The sequence below is a fragment of the Gordonia sp. DT219 genome (assembly GCF_049847065.1).
Taxonomy (GTDB): Bacteria; Actinomycetota; Actinomycetes; order Mycobacteriales; family Mycobacteriaceae; genus Gordonia.
The window spans coordinates 36437-51518 of the sequence record NZ_JBNCNR010000024.1 but is presented as its reverse complement, the minus strand read 5'-3'; the positions used below and the strand labels follow the sequence as shown (position 1 = coordinate 51518).

The window sequence follows — 15082 nt, the reverse complement described above, 5'->3', positions numbered from 1 at the left end:
TGGCCGAACTCACCCGCGGCGGCGCCTGTCCAGAGTTGCCGTGGCTGTAAACCACCCACAAGAACGTCAGGAGATCCACGAGGACCACCAGTTCATCGTCCTGAATGTCATAGATAATTCGGTAATCGCCGACGCGGATTCGGAACTCACCGCCCCCACCCTTCAGCTGGATGCACCCGGACGGGCGTGGGTCGCTTGCGAGTGAGTCGATCGCATCGAGCAAGCGGCGCGCGGTCGACTTGTCGAGCTTCCGGATCGCCTTCGCAGTTGACGGGACACTTCGTCGGCATCGTAGACCGCGCGGAATTCGTCGAACGTGGTGTCTCTGCCGGAAGTCGTCGTCGCCGAGGTGTGGGAGCCCGGCTGGAAGTGCCGGGCGTAGCCGGAGAACCGGTAGCAGTGTCGCTGCGACAAAACGGGCGCAGGCGGCCTCGTCGGGGAGGAGCGAGACCTCGGCTGACCATGAGGGCGACCTACTCGTCCCAGGACAGCGACGACTTCATGCGGCACTCCGGAAAACAAGAAGCCGACTCCACCGCGTTTCGATGGATAAGGCCATCACGACGCCGGCTGTTCCTCAACCGTCCATGGGTTGATCAGCGCGACTCCGGCATGGATGAAGTCCTTCGTGTTGCGCGTCGCGCAGACCGCGTCCTCGGTCCGGCAGATAGCCGCGATCTGCGCATCGCCGGTCGCAATCGTTAGGCCGGCAGCTCCTCGCGCGATAAGGGTGTCGGCGTAGCGGGAAGCCGCTCCGGCATCGAAAGCGATGACCGATCCAGTGTCGCGATAGGACCGGATCGCGGCCTCGACCCGGGAGGCGAGGTCATCCTTCCGCTTGCCATCAGGCAGCCGACCGAGGCCCGCTAGGAGTTCGGCGAGGGCGACCGCAGTGATGACCACGTCATCGGTCAGCGACTCCAGCCAGGCGACGACACACGCATCGGGCTGAGGCTTGAGCACCTCGGAGACGACGTTGGTGTCGAGGACGATCACGATAAGCTGGCTGCCCGAGCGATGTCATCACGTGCCGGAATCGGCAGCTCGTCGACGCCGCCGACCGACTGCCCAGCCTGCAGGAGCGCCAGCCCGATATTCGGACGGGTCGCGGCCTTGGTCAGGATCTCACGGACCTCGGCCTCCATGGAGCGGCCGTGCTGTTTGGCCTGAGCGACAAGCCGGGCCTTGACGGACTCGTCGAGTCCGCGAACGACGATCGACGACATGCCAATCACCTCCTCATCAGGATGATTGCACTGATGCTAGGACCTGATGCATCGAGCCCGGGCACGACCAAGCCCCGCTGTACAGGCGGGCGCAACGACCCGCACCGGTTGGAGCCACACGAGCCAGAAGCCCGCCCGGCGGGACGGATTGTCATACCATCGACCCATGCCCGACGTGACGAGTACCGTTGTTCTCTCGCATCCGGTAGCCGTGGTCTGGGGTACATCAGTCGGCCCGAGAATCTGCCCACGATCATTCCCGGGATCGTCTCCGCAACCGCAGGCAAGGAGCCACCCTACGAACCCGGCGACGTCTGGCACGGGGCGAGTCGCTCATTCGGCATCACCGACGAATGGACCGGAGCGTTCACACGCTTAGACCCCCCGAACGGAATGGAGTTCCGACTGACAGAGGGACGCGTGCTTGTCACGACAATCGACACCCTCGAACGAGTCACTGGCGGAACCCGATACACGCTGCAAATCGCGGGTGAGCCAGCATTTCGTGGCGCTGTCGGCCGATGGGCCGACACCGTGAACTCACTCGTTCTTCAACGGATGCTCAACCGCAGTTTCGTGAAACTCCCGCCACATGTCGACAAATGGGCTGCCGACCAGCCTACCTAGGCCAGCAGAGTTTCAGAGCCTGCAACCCATGATTCACCCGATCGATCAGGTCTTCACGATCGGGCCAAGCGCCATGGGTCGCAGCAGCCAAGCGAGACGACTATCCGTGCCGGAACACCACCGATTTCCGGCACATACAGCCATCTCATGACCTGACGGCACAAACCCGCAACCGGTCAGCCCAGCGCGAGTGTCTCCACGGACTGGCCAGTGACCTCGGCGATCAGATCGAAGTCCTTGTCAACCGCGAGAACCGTCAGCCCTGCCTTCTCCGCAGTCGCCGCGATCAGCAGGTCGGGAATGGACGGCGCGCGGTGCTGGCCGCGATCCGCGAGCAGCATCTGCACCTCCCACGCCCGTTCCTCCATGGCCGGTGTCAGGTGCTCGATCGGCATCAACGAGAGCGGCGGCAACCTGAACGCCTCGCGACCCGCCTCACCCGAGCGAGCCGAAAAGCCCAGCTCGAGTCGAGTCACGGCCGAGAGGCGAAGCAGCCCACGTTCGATACGCAAGTTCCACTCGGCGAGGTCGGCTGCCTGCCCTGCCTGCATGCGCACGTACGCCGACTTGTCGACCAGCCAGCTCGTCATCGCCACGCGGCCTCCATCACGTCAGGATCGGCAAGATCGCCGAACACCGCCGCCGAGCGAGTCCAGTCCTCGACCGTGACCGTAGCGGCAGCCGGGGCCGAAGCATCCTGCTCCAATCGCCGGCGCAGGAACTCATTGCGCGACAGCCCCAGCGCAGACGCCTCCGCGTCGATGCGCTCCACGGCCGCCTCACTGAGCCCACGGATCAGTACGTTCGTCATCAAAACCACCTCCCACCCTTGATGATATCGCGATATCACTCCCACTGCAGCATCGCTGCCCGCGTACAGCACTACAGGCTGCTTGACTTCTCGCCTCCAATGAAGCGGTCCTGCAGGTATCCCCCCACAGAGTCGAGCACTGCGCGGCACATGCCTGCAAACTCGACCGAGTTCCGGCACGGAGAACCATCAGCGACGACGTGGCCTCATCTCGCGCCGACCCGCGCGGAAAGTGCGTCTGCGACCTCATCCACAGTCCGCGCTGCCGTGTCGAACTCCAAGACCTCATCGGACCACGCGGCATAGTCGGCTCGACGGCGCTGCACTTCCGCCCAGGTCGGCTCGCCGACGTATGCGAGACTGCGATCCCTGCCGCTGAGCCTTCGTTCATGCTCTTGCGAATCCGCGACCACCAGGTGTACGAAGTCGATAGGAGAACTGGTGCGCGCGGCCGCAGCACGCCAGGTCAGCCTGGCATCCTCGCTGTCGTTCACCGCATCGATGATGACGCTACGACCGAGGCGAAGGTTCGGTTCCGCCATCGCGCGAGCCGCTTCGTACGCGGCGACGCCGACTTGCCATCCTCTCTGCAAACCGCAGGCGAGAATAGGCTCCTCGACGGCATCGATGGACAGATGCACCGAGGCTGTGCGCGCGGCGGCGATCTCAGCAACGCTTGTCTTTCCGACGCCCGGAAGACCGGAGATCACGATGAGATGCCCGGTCGTGCGACGTGCAACGGCGTGATCGCAGCAACCTTGTCGCGCAGTGCACGGCGCTCGAGCCGGAGCTCGTAGTTCGACTGCAGATTCATCCAGAACTCCTCGGACGTTCCGAAGTAGCGCGCCAGACGGATCGCCGTATCAGCGGTGATCCCCCGCTTGCCGTGCACGATCTCGTTGATCCGGCGCGGCGGCACACCGATGGACACGGCAAGCTTGTTCTGCGTGATCCCGAAGCCCTCGATGAAATCTTCCATCAGGATCTCTCCCGGGTGGATCGGCTCGATCAGGTCACTCTCAGTGGTAGTCGACGAGTTCGACATTGTCCGCACCTCCATCTCTCCAGACGAAGCACAGACGCCATTGCGCGTTCACGTGGATGCTGTGCTGCCCGCGCCGGTCGCCGACCAGACGCTCCAGGCGGTTGCCTGGCGGGACCCTGAGGTCCTCGACGTCCTTCGCCGCATGAACAAGCTCGAGCTTCCGCAAGGTCGCCCGCTGCACCGTCCGGTCAACGCGCTTGACGTACTGCTCATGCCAGATGCGCTCGGTGTCCTTGCTGCCGAACGATCTGATCACGAGACCAGTGCGTAACGGACACCGTCATTAACGCTAGACGTTGAACCGGAACTCGACGACGTCACCGTCGGCCATGACGTAGTCCTTGCCCTCCATCCGGACCTTGCCCGCTGCCTTGGCCGCGGCCATCGCGCCGGCGGCATCGAGGGCATCGAAGGAGACGATCTCGGCCTTGATGAAGCCCTTCTCGAAGTCCGTGTGGATCACACCGGCCGCCCTGGGCGCGGTGTCGCCCTTGTGAATCGTCCACGCGCGCGACTCCTTTGGGCCGGCAGTGAGATAGGTCTGCAGGCCGAGGGTGTGGAATCCGGCGCGCGCGAGCGACCGCAGTCCGGGCTCCTCCTGGCCGATCGAATCAAGCAACTCCTGCGCGTCGGCCTCGTCGAGTTCGAGGAGCTCGCTCTCCACCTTGGCATCGAGGAACACCGAATCCGCCGGCGCCACAGCCGCTTTGAGTTCCGCCTTGCGCGCATCGTCGGTCAGCACCGACTCATCGGCATTGAAGACGTAGAGAAACGGCTTGGCGGTCATCAGGTGTAGTTCCCGCACTGATGACAGATCGAACGAATCCTTCTGCGAGAAAAGGGTTTTCCCGGAATCGAGAATCTCCTGCGCCTTCTGTGCGGCGGCCAGGACCGTGGCGGTGTCCTTGTTCTTGCGGGCTTCCTTCTCCAACCGCGGGATCGCCTTCTCCAGCGTCTGCAGGTCGGCGAGGATCAGCTCGGTGTCGATGACGCCGATGTCGGCGAGGGGGTCGACGCGTCCGTCGACGTGCACGACGTCGTCGTCGGCGAACACACGCACCACCTGACAGATGGCGTCGGCCTCGCGGATGTTGGCCAGGAACTGATTGCCCATGCCCTCGCCCTCCGAGGCGCCCTTGACGATGCCGGCGATGTCGACGAACGACACGGTGGCAGGCAGGATGCGCTCACTACCGAAGATCTCCGCGAGCCGACCGAGGCGTTCGTCAGGCAGTTCGACGACACCGACATTGGGCTCGATCGTGGCGAAGGGGTAGTTCGCGGCGAGCACGTCGCTGCGTGTCAGCGCATTGAAAAGGGTGGACTTGCCGACGTTGGGTAATCCGACGATACCGAGGGTGAGGCTCACGGGCGCCCAGTCTATCGGGCGGTGATCGACGCGGCGGGGGTGACCGGCCGCGGAGGTCAGGCGGTGCCGGTGGCCGCCTCACCGGTGCCACCGGGATCGTCGGCCGCACCCACGCCGGGACCGCCGTCGTCGGTGGCCTCATCCTTCGGCGGCGGCTTCTCACCCGCCCGGATGGCGATCTGCTCGTTGATATACCTGAGCACGACGGCGATGGTCGCTGCCGCGGGCACCGCGAGGAACGCGCCGATGATGCCGAACAGGCTGCCGCCCACCGTGACCGCCAGCAACACGATCGTGGCGTGCAGATCCATCGACTTCGACTGCAGCCACGGCTGCAACACATTTCCCTCGAGCTGCTGCACGGCGATGATGATCGCGAGCACGATGAGGGCAGAGGTCAGACCGTTGGACACGAGCGCGATGAGTACGGCCAGCGCGCCGGCGACGAAGGCACCCACGATCGGGATGAAGCCGCCGAGAAAGGTGATCACGATCAGCACCCAGGCCAACGGAACCTGCAGGATGAACAGGCCGGCGCCGATCAGGCTGGCGTCGACGAAGCTGACGATGGCCTGCGTCCGGATGAATCCGCCCAACGAGTTCCACATCCGCTGCAACACCTCGGCGACGTGCCCGCCGGCCGGATGTCCGACCGTGCGCTGCAGCCACGGGACGAATCTCGGCCCGTCCTTGAGGAAGAAGAAGACGAGGATGAGTGTGGTGAACAGGGTGATCAGCACCGATGTCGCCGCGCCGATCCCGCTGAACACCCCGGCCGCAATGGTGCTGGCGCTCGACTGCACCTTGTTGGTGATGGCCGAGACGAGTCCGTCGATCTGCTCGTCCCCCAGATTCAACGGCGGACCCTGCACCCACTCCTGGAGCTTGTGGACACCCCGCACCGTCCGGTCGGCCAGCTCAGGTGACTGGTCGACGATCGACGGCACGATCAGCCCGATCACCCCGGCGAGCAACCCGACCGCGATGAGCATCATCAGCAGCGACGCCCCCGCCGGCGGAACACGATGGCTGCGCAGCCAGCGCACCGACGGCCACAGCAACGTGCACACGATGATCGCGAGCAGCACCGGCAGCAGCGCCACCCAGAACCGGCCGACGACCCACATCACCACCCACAGCGCGGCGACGACGAGGACGAACTGGAGTCCCACGATCGACGTCGACCGCAACCCCCTGAGGAACACCTGCGTACGCGTCGGAGCGGAGACGGACGGTGGTGGCGAATCGGCAGAATCGGTCACGCCACGATCCTCACATATCGCCCCTGCGGGGCGCCCGATTCGGCGCGGCGCGCGCCGTCAATACCGGCGTGGCGTGTCCCGGTGTCGGCGAAGCAAGCGCAGAAGGAACGTCCCGAGAGCGTCGGCGGCGATCAGCTCCGCCTCGAGCTGAGAGATCGGCCGGTCGAGGTCATCGCCGTCGATCACGACGTCATACCGAGTCCGGACCGGACGCGTCCGGCATTGGCGTTCACGTTCGGCGTCGACCGTCTGCGGGCCGTACAGCCCGTACATGATGTCGAGCGCCCACTCGGGAAAGTCCGCGAGTGATAGTTCCTCTCCCCGACCACGATGTCGAGGTCCCCTGAACTGTGTGGTCATGCTGACATAGTGGCACGTTGTGTTACCTTCGTCACTCTTTTGGGTAATCGACGATGTCCGACGATGTCGGCGTCGCGTCGCGATGGCCGATTCCCGCCAGAACTCGTCGGCGAAGGATGTCATCGTGGACGCATGACGACCCTCGACTTCGACCGGTGCTATCGCGCATTGCAAGCGCGTGATGCCCGCTTCGACGGCCAGTTCTTCGTCACCGTCCGCACCACCGGTATCTATTGCCGACCGTCCTGCCCCGCACAGACACCGCGACCGGAGAACGTCGCCTTCGTCACGACGGCCGCAGGGGCGCAGGCCGGCGGATTCCGGGCGTGTCGGCGCTGTCTCCCCGACGCGGTACCCGGATCACCGCGCTGGAATCTGAGCCGGGATCTCTCGGCGCGCGCCATGCGGCTCATCGTCGACGGCGTCATCGAGCGCGACGGCGTCGACGGACTGGCGTCGGGGCTCGGGTATTCCACGCGTCACCTCACCCGCGTACTCACCGGCGAACTCGGCGCCGGACCTCTCGCCCTGGCGCGGGCACACCGCGCCACCAATGCGCGAATCCTGATCCAGTGCACCGAACTTCGCATGTCCGACATCGCGTTTGCAGCCGGCTTCACCAGCGTTCGCCAGTTCAACGACACCATTCGGGAGGTCTTCGGGCTGACACCGCGTGCGTTGCGTTCGCTGCGCCGGACGAATTCACGAAGTGACGTCGAGTCGGCGGCACATCCCCTGCCGAATCCCGGGCAGGCATCGGGAATCACCCTGCGACTGGCCTACCGGGAGCCCTTTGATGCGACGTGGTTCGGATGGTATCTGGGCGCGCATGCGGTCGTGGGTGTCGAGAGCTTTCACCCGGATACGCACTGCCAGTGGAGGTATCAACGGGTACTCAGTCTGCCGCACGGCCCCGCGCTGGCCGAGGTCACCCCGGGCGGCGGATTCTTGCGTGCGCGCCTCGACCATCTGGACCTGCGTGACCTGAGCGCAGCGGTGAGCCGCCTGCGCCGCTTGTTCGATCTCGATGCCGACGTCGTCGCGGCCACCGAAGCCCTTGGCGCCGACCGATTTCTGGGGAGGATCATCGGCGCGGCACCAGGCCTGCGCGTCCCCGGCAGTCTCGACGGCGGCGAGTCGCTCCTGCGCACCATGATCGGCCAACAGATCAGCGTCGCGGCGGCGCGACACCACGTGACACGACTCGTCGGGGCGCTCGGTGAGCCCACCAGTTGGGGCGGGTCGTGGCGGCAGTTCCCGACCGCCGCCGCAATAGCCGAACACGGCGACGACGTCCTCACCGGCCCGCGCAGGCGAATCGCTGCCATCGTGGGGGCCGCGACGGCAATTGCCGAGCATTCGGTGGAACCGCACGTGGGGGTCGCTGCGTCCGACCTATATGCGCAATTGCTCGCCCTGCCCGGCGTCGGCCCGTGGACCGCCGACTACGTCACGATGCAGGTGACCGGCGACCCGGACGTCCTGCTTCGGCATGACCTCGTCGTCCGGCACGCCGCCCGCGATCTCGGGATCGACCTCGCCGCCACCGCACATTGGGCGCCCTGGCGTTCCTACGCCTCGATGCACCTGTGGCGTCATCGACTGCTGCCACCGACAACCACCGCCGACGTCCTCGGCCCCGCCAATTCCGGACCCGGCGGCAATTCACCCGACCGGTCCACGCTCTGCCGCACCATCCTCTGACAGGAGTACCCATGCCCGAAACGATCACCACCGACCCTGCCGACGCCCAAACCGCCGTTCCCACATCCACTTCCACCGGCATCGGCCTCTGGACGACGGTGTCGACACCCGACGGGCCGTTCACCGTGGTCGCCGACGAGGACGCCGTCGTCCTCGCGTCGGGCTGGACCGATGCACCCGAGTATCTGGTCGCGCTCGTGAACCGGGGTCTGCGCCCGGTCGGCCTGCTGAGCCCGGCCGAGTTCCGGCGCACCGCCACCCTGGTCGCCGTCACCGACGCCGTGGCGGCCTACTACGCCGGCGAATTCGACGCCCCGGCCGCGATCACCGTCCGTCAACGCGGTGGCCCGTTCATCGAGAGGTCGTGGGCGGCGCTACGCAATGTTCCGGCCGGCGCCCCCGTGACCTACTCCCAGCTTGCCGAGCGCGCCGGTGAACCGGCCGCGATCCGGGCGGCGGCATCGTCGTGCGCGCGCAACGCCGCCGCGCTGTTCGTGCCGTGCCATCGGGTACAGCGTCGCGACGGCGCCCTGGGCGGCTACCGCTACGGACTGCCGATCAAGCGAGCACTCATCGACCGGGAGGCGCCGCCCGCCGACAAGTGACCCGCGACGCGACTGTTCCGGTTCTGTCGGTGGCGGCAGGCAGCATCACCGACATGGTCGGCATCGTCATCGCATTCACCATCGGCATCATCTGTGGCGTCGCCCTCGGCTGGCTCGCCTGCGTGAGCCGGTCGGCAGGAGCCGTCGCCGCCGCACGTGCCGAGTCCGCGGCGCTGCGTTCCTCGCAGGATCTCGTCGGACGCTCACTGGCGGCGGCCTCCGAGGATGCGGCGCGCCGGCAGTCGAACGCGATCGGGGCCCAGCTCAGCCATATCGTCGACCCGCTGCAGTCGCTCGTCGGGCAGATGGCCGACGAGTTGCGGCGGGTCGAACACGACCGGACCAGCGCCTACGCCGGGCTCTCCGAGCAGGTGCGTGGCATGCAGATGATGTCCACCCAGCTGGGCGACCAGACTCGGGCGCTCACCAACGCCCTGCACACGCCGCACCTGCGTGGGCGGTGGGGTGAGGTGCAGCTCGAACGGGTCGTGGAACTCGCCGGGATGTCACGTCACTGCGACTTCAGCACCCAGGTGTCGGCGCACTCGGACGTGGCCGGCGACGTGCGCCCCGACATGGTGGTCCACCTGGCCGGCGGCCGTGACATCGTCGTCGACGCCAAGGTGCCATTGCAGGCCTATCTGCAGGCCGCTGAATGCGACGACGCGCAAATGCGTCGCGACCTGCTCTCCGACCACGCCCGTGCCCTGCGCACCCACATCGCATCGCTGTCGTCGAAGGCCTACTGGTCGGCGTTCGACAACACCCCCGAGATGGTGGTCCTCTTCGTCCCCGCCGACGCCGTCCTCGAGTGGGCGGTCCGCGCCGACCCCACCCTCATCGAATTCGGCATCACCAAAAACGTGGTACTCACCACACCGTCGAGTCTGGTGTCACTGCTGCGAACCGTCGCCCTGGGCTGGCGCCACGACGCGATGGCCCGCGACGCCGCCGTCATCCACGAACTCGGCGTCGAACTGCACCACCGGCTCGAGTCGGTGCTCGGCCACCTCGACCGTGTCGGCACCTCATTGCGTCGAGCGGTGGATGCCTACAACTCCACTGTGGGAGCGCTCGATTCCCGGGTGGGCGTCACCGCGCGGCGGTTGGCGGCACTCGAGGCACTCGGCGATCTCGACGAACCGACCAGTCCGCGCCCGATCCACGACACCGTCCGCGGCGCCCGGCCCCGCGGCGCCGTGTCCCATGAGGCAGCAGACCCCGACGGACACATCGAACAGAACGGACACATCACCCCGATCCGGTCGGCCGATCGGCCAACATGACCCGTCGGTTGGCGGGAAATCGTGCGTCACCCGGTACCGTCGACATGTGCACTTTCCGCAACGAAGCTCGTCCGCGGTGCCCCTGGACCAGCAGTCGGTGCTGCCGACCGTCCGTGGGGTCCCCTGGTGGGGCGCCGTCATCATCGCGACGGCGCTGACCGCGGTCGGCGCCATCATCGACGCCAAGAGCAACGGCAGCCTCGGCGCGGTCTTCAATTTCTGCCTGCTGGTCGGATGCTGTCTCGCCGCGCTCGCCGTCCGCCGGCGCGCCCTGTTCACCGCTGCCGCGCAACCGCCACTCATCGCATTCTGTGTCGGCGTCCTCGCCCTGTACAGCCTCAACGCCGGCAGTTCGTCGGGGTTGCGCTCGCTGGTTCTCAAGGTCCTGCTGCCGATCGCCGCAAACTTCCCCTGGATGGTGGTCGCCTTCGTCGTGACCCTGGTCCTCGTGCTGCTGCGCTGGGTGTTGACCCGCCCAGAAGGATGGAACGCCAAGCTCACCCGCCCGAAGAGTGACAAGCGCACCACCGACCGTGCGCCCGCACGCCGTAGCGCGGGCGCACGCACCCGGTCCGAGGCCGAACCGGCCCCACGCAACCGATCGACGTCGACCCGCTCGAAGTCGCGACCATCGGAGTCGCGACCATCGGAGCGCACCGGCCAGGCAGCGCGGGAGGCCAAGGCAGTTCGGGACACCAAGGCAGTTCGGGACACCAAGGCAGCGCGGGACACCAAGGCAGCGCGGGACACCGGCCAGAAGCCGTCACGCACGACCCGCCAGAAGAGTTCCGACATCCCGAGCAAGTCGCGGGATGACGAACGGCAGGCCACCCGCAAGAGCGTTTCGGTGGTCGGTGCAGCGGCGGGCACGACCACCGGCGACCCGGTGAGCGCGCCGCCACGTCGCACGCGTGCCGGTGACGCCACGCGCGGCGTCGCCACGGAAACCGTGGGCGCACCTCCGCGGCGCCGCGCAGGCGACGCGGCCCGGGCCGCCGCTCGATCTTCCCGGGTGACACCCGAGGAGACGACGCGGATTCCCGCCGACGCGGGCGAGCGTCCGGTGTCACGGGCTCGCGCGGGCGCCGCCGATCCGGACCGCAACGGTTCCGACGCCGCGGCACCTTACCGGTCGACGCGATCGCGCAACCGCGGCTGACCGGCCGGCCGCAGGTCAGGGCGTATTGTCTCCGTCCAACCAGTTGCCGAGTTTCCGGGCGGCGTCGTCGACCCGTGACGGCCAATCCATCGCGTCCTCGTCGGCGCCGTCGGTGACGACCTTCACCAGCCGGCACGGCACGCCGAAGAGCGCGGCGACATGTGCGATGGCCGCACCTTCCATGTCGACGAGGTCGGCCACCGCCGCCAGTTCCGCGCGGCGTGCCGGGTCGGCGACAAAGGTGTCACCGGTGGCCAGGACGGTGCCGTCACCGTCGGGCAGCTCCCACCGATCGGTGACGGCGTAGCCCATGGCGCGCAGTTCGGCGCTGCTGAGGTCGTGCTCGAACACCGCCGAGGGCAGGAACAGACCGTCGTGTCCGAGCGGCAGATGGTGGTCGTGCAGGGCACCGACGGTGCCGATGTTGATGATCCGGTCGGCCGCGGGCCCCGTGGCCAGTTCCCGGGTCAATGCGACCGATGCCGCGACCTTGCCGATGCCGGTGATCAGCAGTCGGGTGCCGGTCGGCACGTACCGCGCCTCCGAGCGGGTCGCGGATACGACGAGCACAGCGGGATCGGGCGGAGTGTGGGCGTTCACCGCATGATTGTCCGCAGCGGTGCTCACCGAAGCAACGCGAGGGTCGCCCGCGCTGCCCGGCCCAGCTCGGCACCGTAGGACGGTCCGTGGCCGGCCGCGTGCACGGCGAGCGGATGCAGTTGATGCAGCGGAACGCGATCACGCCATCCAGGTGCCAGCGGGGTGGTCTCGTCGTAGGCGGAAACAATGGTCTCGAGCTGCGGACATCCGAAGAGCGCGAGCATCGCGAGGTCGGTCTCGCGGTGCCCGCCGTGTGCCGCGGGATCGATCATCACCACGCCGTCGGGTGTCCAGATCACGTTGCCGCTCCACAGATCTCCGTGCAGGCGCCGCGGCGGCTCGTCGTCATCGAAGGCGCCCTCGGCGATGGCGTCGCACGCCTGCCGGGTGAGCGCCTCGTCGGCGGCGTTCAGGAATCCGGCCCGGCGTGCCGGCTCCAGATACGGTTGCACGCGCTCGACGGCGTAGAACTCGCCCCAGCGGTCGTGGGTGCGTGAACTCAGCGGTCGCTCACCGATGAACTGCCGTCCGGTGTAGCCCGTCGGCGGCGACCCGAACGCGTCGGCGCCGGCGTCGTGCATCCGGGCCAGCGCCGCACCGAATACTCCGGCGGCCTCCCGGTCCGGTGCGGTGGAGGTCAACCGGTGCAACTCGATGCCGGAGTCCCAGCAGGCGAGCACCTCGACGACGGGCGCCCCCGCTTGCGCCAGCCAGCGCAACCCGGCGGCCTCGGCGGCGAAGAAATCCGGGTCGGCGTCTCGGCGGGTCTTGCGAAAGACGTTGTCACTCAACAGCTCATCGACCCCGCGCGACGTCGGTATCGGTGAGGGACGCGTCGCCCTGGGCGGTCGCACTGATGCGGGCGAGTTTTGCGAAACGGTCGTTGGCGATCCGCATCACGATCTCATACGGCAGGGCGAACTTTCGTGCCCACCAATACCCGAATCGGATGTCGAAAGAGGTGTACACCAGGAATCGATTCTTCTTGACGCCCTTGATGATCGCGGCGGCAGCTTTCTCCGGGGATGCCGCGACGCGGTGGAAGTTGTCGATCTGCTTCGATACCCGCGGATCGTTGCGGTCGACGCCGACTATCTCGACGGTGTTCACCAGCGGTGTGGCGACCGCTCCCGGGCACACCAGCGATACCCCGATGCGATGGCGGCGCAGGTCGAATCTCAGCACTTCGGAAACACCCCGGATACCGAATTTGGACGCACTGTATGCCGAGTGCCACGGCATCGCCAGCAAGCCGGCCGCCGACGACACGTTCACCAGCTGACCACCGTGGCCCCGGCGAACCATTTGCGGCACAAAGCATTCGATGATGTGGATGGGACCCATCAGGTTGACGTCGACCATGGAGCGCCAGTGCCGATGTTCCAGGTTCTCCACCGTGCCCCACACCGAGATGCCTGCGACGTTCATCACCACGTCCATGACGCCGACCTCGGCGTCGACCTCGCGGGCGAAGCTGCGCACCCACTCGTAGTCGGATACGTCGCCGGCCGCGTGGAACAGCACCTCGCCACCGGCGCCCGCGATCTCCGCGACCGCGGCGTCAAGCTTGTCCGCGTGCAGATCGGTCATGACCAGCTCGGCACCGTCACGCGCGGCCGCGGTGGCCGTGGCCAGCCCGATACCGCTGGCGGCGCCGGTGATCAACACCTTGCGGCCACGCAGCGTCGGTACCGGCGGGTCCATCCAGATCAGGTCTCGTAAAGCCATGACACCGACCCTAAACCGCCGACCCCCGGGGCTCAGCCGATCGGCAGCTTTCCACCGAACAGACCGTAGATGACCTGCAGCATCGCGTTGAGCACCTGCGCCGATGCATCCTGCCCCTGGGTGAGCATCAGTTGCATGATGGCCGCGGGATCTTTCGTGCCGAGCAACTGCTGGATGAACGGCAGCACCGCCGACAGCTCGGTGTCGTCACCGGAGGGCGGGGTCGTGGTGCCCGGTGTCGTGGTGCCCGGTGTCGTGGCGCCGGGGGCCGACGGCGTCGTCACATTCGGAATCGGGCCGGCCGCAGCGCCTTTGACGTAGTTGATGATGCCGTCGGTGATGGCCATCGAGTACTTGAGCTGTCCGTCGCGGGCGGCGAGCGTCGCGGCCTCCTGCGGGTTGGACAGGTTGCCCATCTCGATGAAGACGGCCGGCACCTTGGTCAGGTTCACCCCGGCGATGTCGGAACGGGTCTGGATGCCGTTGTCTACGCCGGCGTAGTTGGCCGCCGGGAAGCCGGCCTTGAGGAAGGCGTCCCGCATGATCGTCGACGCCTTACGCCCGGGCCCGCTCTGCACCTGGTTGACGGCCGCATCCGGGATCGGCAACGTCGGCACGATCATGTGGAATCCCTTTTTGGACGTATCGGCGCCGTTCGTCGTGGAGTCCGCATGCAGGCTGACCGCGACGGCCGCGCCGGAGCGGCTCGCGGCGGCGGCCCGCTCGTCGACGCAGCCGCCCCATCCCGTGTCGTCGGGACGGCTCAACACCACGCGCGCCCCCTGGCTCTCCAGGCCGGCCTTCACCAACTGCGTCACATCCCAGTTGACGGTGTGTTCGGGAACCCCGTTGACGCCGGTCGCACCGGTCGTCTGGCAGTCCTTCTTGCCCCCGCGTCCGTCAGGAACCTGCTTGGCGAGGTCGTGTCCGGCCGCGGCACCCTGATGTCCGGGATCAAGGAAGATCGTCTTGCCTGCCAGGCTGGTGCCCGCGGCCGGCGCAGCAGTCGCGGGAGCGGTCCCCGCGGTGGCGGTCAGCGTCGCGGACCCTGCCATCAGGGCGACGGCCACAGCCGTGACCGCGAGTCGCGTGCGCGACCCTCGTCTCCGGGCGATCGACATGTTCGGCATCCTCTGCGTCGTTGGTTCTGGCATCGCCGTCTTTGTCCAGACAGCAACACTGGCCACAATAGCCACAGCTTTCACACAGTCAAACAGTCGCGCACGAGGTGCGTAAATCGCGGGCCGGGCCGCACGCGTATTCGTTAGCCACCTGTGACTCGACGGGCATGCGACCGAGA

At 67.1% G+C, this 15082-nt stretch carries 19 protein-coding genes; 4 read left to right on the top strand and 15 right to left on the bottom strand.

Annotated elements, in window-relative coordinates:
• From ACPXB3_RS19260 to ACPXB3_RS19210, 11 genes are all read right to left on the bottom strand, one after another.
• Positions 1-223 (bottom strand): type II toxin-antitoxin system RelE family toxin (locus ACPXB3_RS19260; protein WP_425729091.1); only part of this gene is annotated, 223 nt, incomplete at its 3' end.
• Positions 224-558: 335 nt separating this feature from the next.
• On the bottom strand, positions 559-996 hold the full coding sequence (locus tag ACPXB3_RS19255) for a type II toxin-antitoxin system VapC family toxin (RefSeq protein ID WP_425729089.1): 438 nt from the start codon (positions 994-996) through the stop codon (positions 559-561).
• Complete coding sequence (locus tag ACPXB3_RS19250; RefSeq protein WP_425703937.1) at positions 993-1226, bottom strand: FitA-like ribbon-helix-helix domain-containing protein; 234 nt, start codon at positions 1224-1226, stop codon at positions 993-995. Before ACPXB3_RS19250 ends, ACPXB3_RS19255 begins: the two co-directional genes overlap by 4 nt.
• A gap of 803 nt (positions 1227-2029) precedes the next feature.
• Complete coding sequence (locus ACPXB3_RS19245; protein ID WP_425703987.1) at positions 2030-2443, bottom strand: PIN domain nuclease; 414 nt, start codon at positions 2441-2443, stop codon at positions 2030-2032.
• Positions 2440-2664 (bottom strand): hypothetical protein, encoded by a 225-nt coding sequence (locus ACPXB3_RS19240; RefSeq protein ID WP_425703938.1) that lies wholly within the window; start codon positions 2662-2664, stop codon positions 2440-2442. The genes ACPXB3_RS19245 and ACPXB3_RS19240 overlap by 4 nt, the downstream gene beginning before the upstream one ends.
• A gap of 206 nt (positions 2665-2870) precedes the next feature.
• Positions 2871-3374: an AAA family ATPase gene (locus tag ACPXB3_RS19235; RefSeq protein WP_425729087.1), complete on the bottom strand. Its 504-nt coding sequence runs from the start codon at positions 3372-3374 to the stop codon at positions 2871-2873.
• Entirely contained in the window at positions 3371-3709 is a 339-nt protein-coding gene (locus ACPXB3_RS19230) for a HigA family addiction module antitoxin (protein ID WP_425729085.1), read from the bottom strand. The genes ACPXB3_RS19235 and ACPXB3_RS19230 overlap by 4 nt, the downstream gene beginning before the upstream one ends.
• Positions 3684-3965, bottom strand: a complete 282-nt coding sequence (locus tag ACPXB3_RS19225) for a type II toxin-antitoxin system RelE/ParE family toxin (protein ID WP_425729083.1) — start codon at positions 3963-3965, stop codon at positions 3684-3686. Before ACPXB3_RS19225 ends, ACPXB3_RS19230 begins: the two co-directional genes overlap by 26 nt.
• Positions 3966-3998: 33 nt before the next feature.
• Positions 3999-5078 (bottom strand): redox-regulated ATPase YchF, encoded by a 1080-nt coding sequence (ychF, locus tag ACPXB3_RS19220; protein WP_425729081.1) that lies wholly within the window; start codon positions 5076-5078, stop codon positions 3999-4001.
• Positions 5079-5134: 56 nt separating this feature from the next.
• The gene (locus ACPXB3_RS19215) at positions 5135-6340 is read right to left on the bottom strand and encodes an AI-2E family transporter (protein WP_425729080.1); all 1206 of its coding nucleotides are present in this window, start codon (positions 6338-6340) and stop codon (positions 5135-5137) included.
• A 57-nt stretch (positions 6341-6397) separates the two neighbouring features.
• Positions 6398-6700, bottom strand: coding sequence for a hypothetical protein (locus ACPXB3_RS19210; protein WP_425703956.1), 303 nt, complete (start codon positions 6698-6700; stop codon positions 6398-6400).
• A gap of 132 nt (positions 6701-6832) precedes the next feature.
• Here ACPXB3_RS19210 and ACPXB3_RS19205 point away from each other — a divergent pair, with 132 nt between their 5' ends.
• The 4 genes from ACPXB3_RS19205 to ACPXB3_RS19190 all read left to right on the top strand — a co-directional run bounded on the left by ACPXB3_RS19205 (position 6833) and on the right by ACPXB3_RS19190 (position 11454).
• Complete coding sequence (locus ACPXB3_RS19205) at positions 6833-8404, top strand: Ada metal-binding domain-containing protein (protein WP_425703957.1); 1572 nt, start codon at positions 6833-6835, stop codon at positions 8402-8404.
• 11 nt (positions 8405-8415) lie between these two features.
• On the top strand, positions 8416-9009 hold the full coding sequence (locus tag ACPXB3_RS19200) for a methylated-DNA--[protein]-cysteine S-methyltransferase (protein ID WP_425729078.1): 594 nt from the start codon (positions 8416-8418) through the stop codon (positions 9007-9009).
• Positions 9010-9062: 53 nt separating this feature from the next.
• Positions 9063-10295, top strand: a complete 1233-nt coding sequence (locus ACPXB3_RS19195; RefSeq protein ID WP_425703988.1) for a DNA recombination protein RmuC — start codon at positions 9063-9065, stop codon at positions 10293-10295.
• Between the two features lie 76 nt (positions 10296-10371).
• Positions 10372-11454: a DUF6542 domain-containing protein gene (locus ACPXB3_RS19190; RefSeq protein WP_425729076.1), complete on the top strand. Its 1083-nt coding sequence runs from the start codon at positions 10372-10374 to the stop codon at positions 11452-11454.
• A gap of 15 nt (positions 11455-11469) precedes the next feature.
• On the opposite strand, the gene ACPXB3_RS19185 is transcribed toward ACPXB3_RS19190, so the two are convergent.
• Genes ACPXB3_RS19185 through ACPXB3_RS19170 form a run of 4 tightly spaced genes read right to left on the bottom strand, consistent with a single transcriptional unit; the run spans position 11470 to position 14903 of the window.
• Complete coding sequence (locus tag ACPXB3_RS19185) at positions 11470-12081, bottom strand: nucleosidase (protein WP_425703960.1); 612 nt, start codon at positions 12079-12081, stop codon at positions 11470-11472.
• On the bottom strand, positions 12078-12845 hold the full coding sequence (locus ACPXB3_RS19180) for a fructosamine kinase family protein (RefSeq protein WP_425703961.1): 768 nt from the start codon (positions 12843-12845) through the stop codon (positions 12078-12080). Before ACPXB3_RS19180 ends, ACPXB3_RS19185 begins: the two co-directional genes overlap by 4 nt.
• Before the next feature lie 4 nt (positions 12846-12849).
• Positions 12850-13782, bottom strand: coding sequence for an SDR family oxidoreductase (locus ACPXB3_RS19175; protein WP_425729074.1), 933 nt, complete (start codon positions 13780-13782; stop codon positions 12850-12852).
• 32 nt (positions 13783-13814) lie between these two features.
• A complete protein-coding gene (locus tag ACPXB3_RS19170; RefSeq protein WP_425729072.1) occupies positions 13815-14903 on the bottom strand; it encodes an N-acetylmuramoyl-L-alanine amidase in 1089 nt (362 codons plus the stop codon).
• Between the last annotated feature and the right edge of the window lie 179 nt (positions 14904-15082).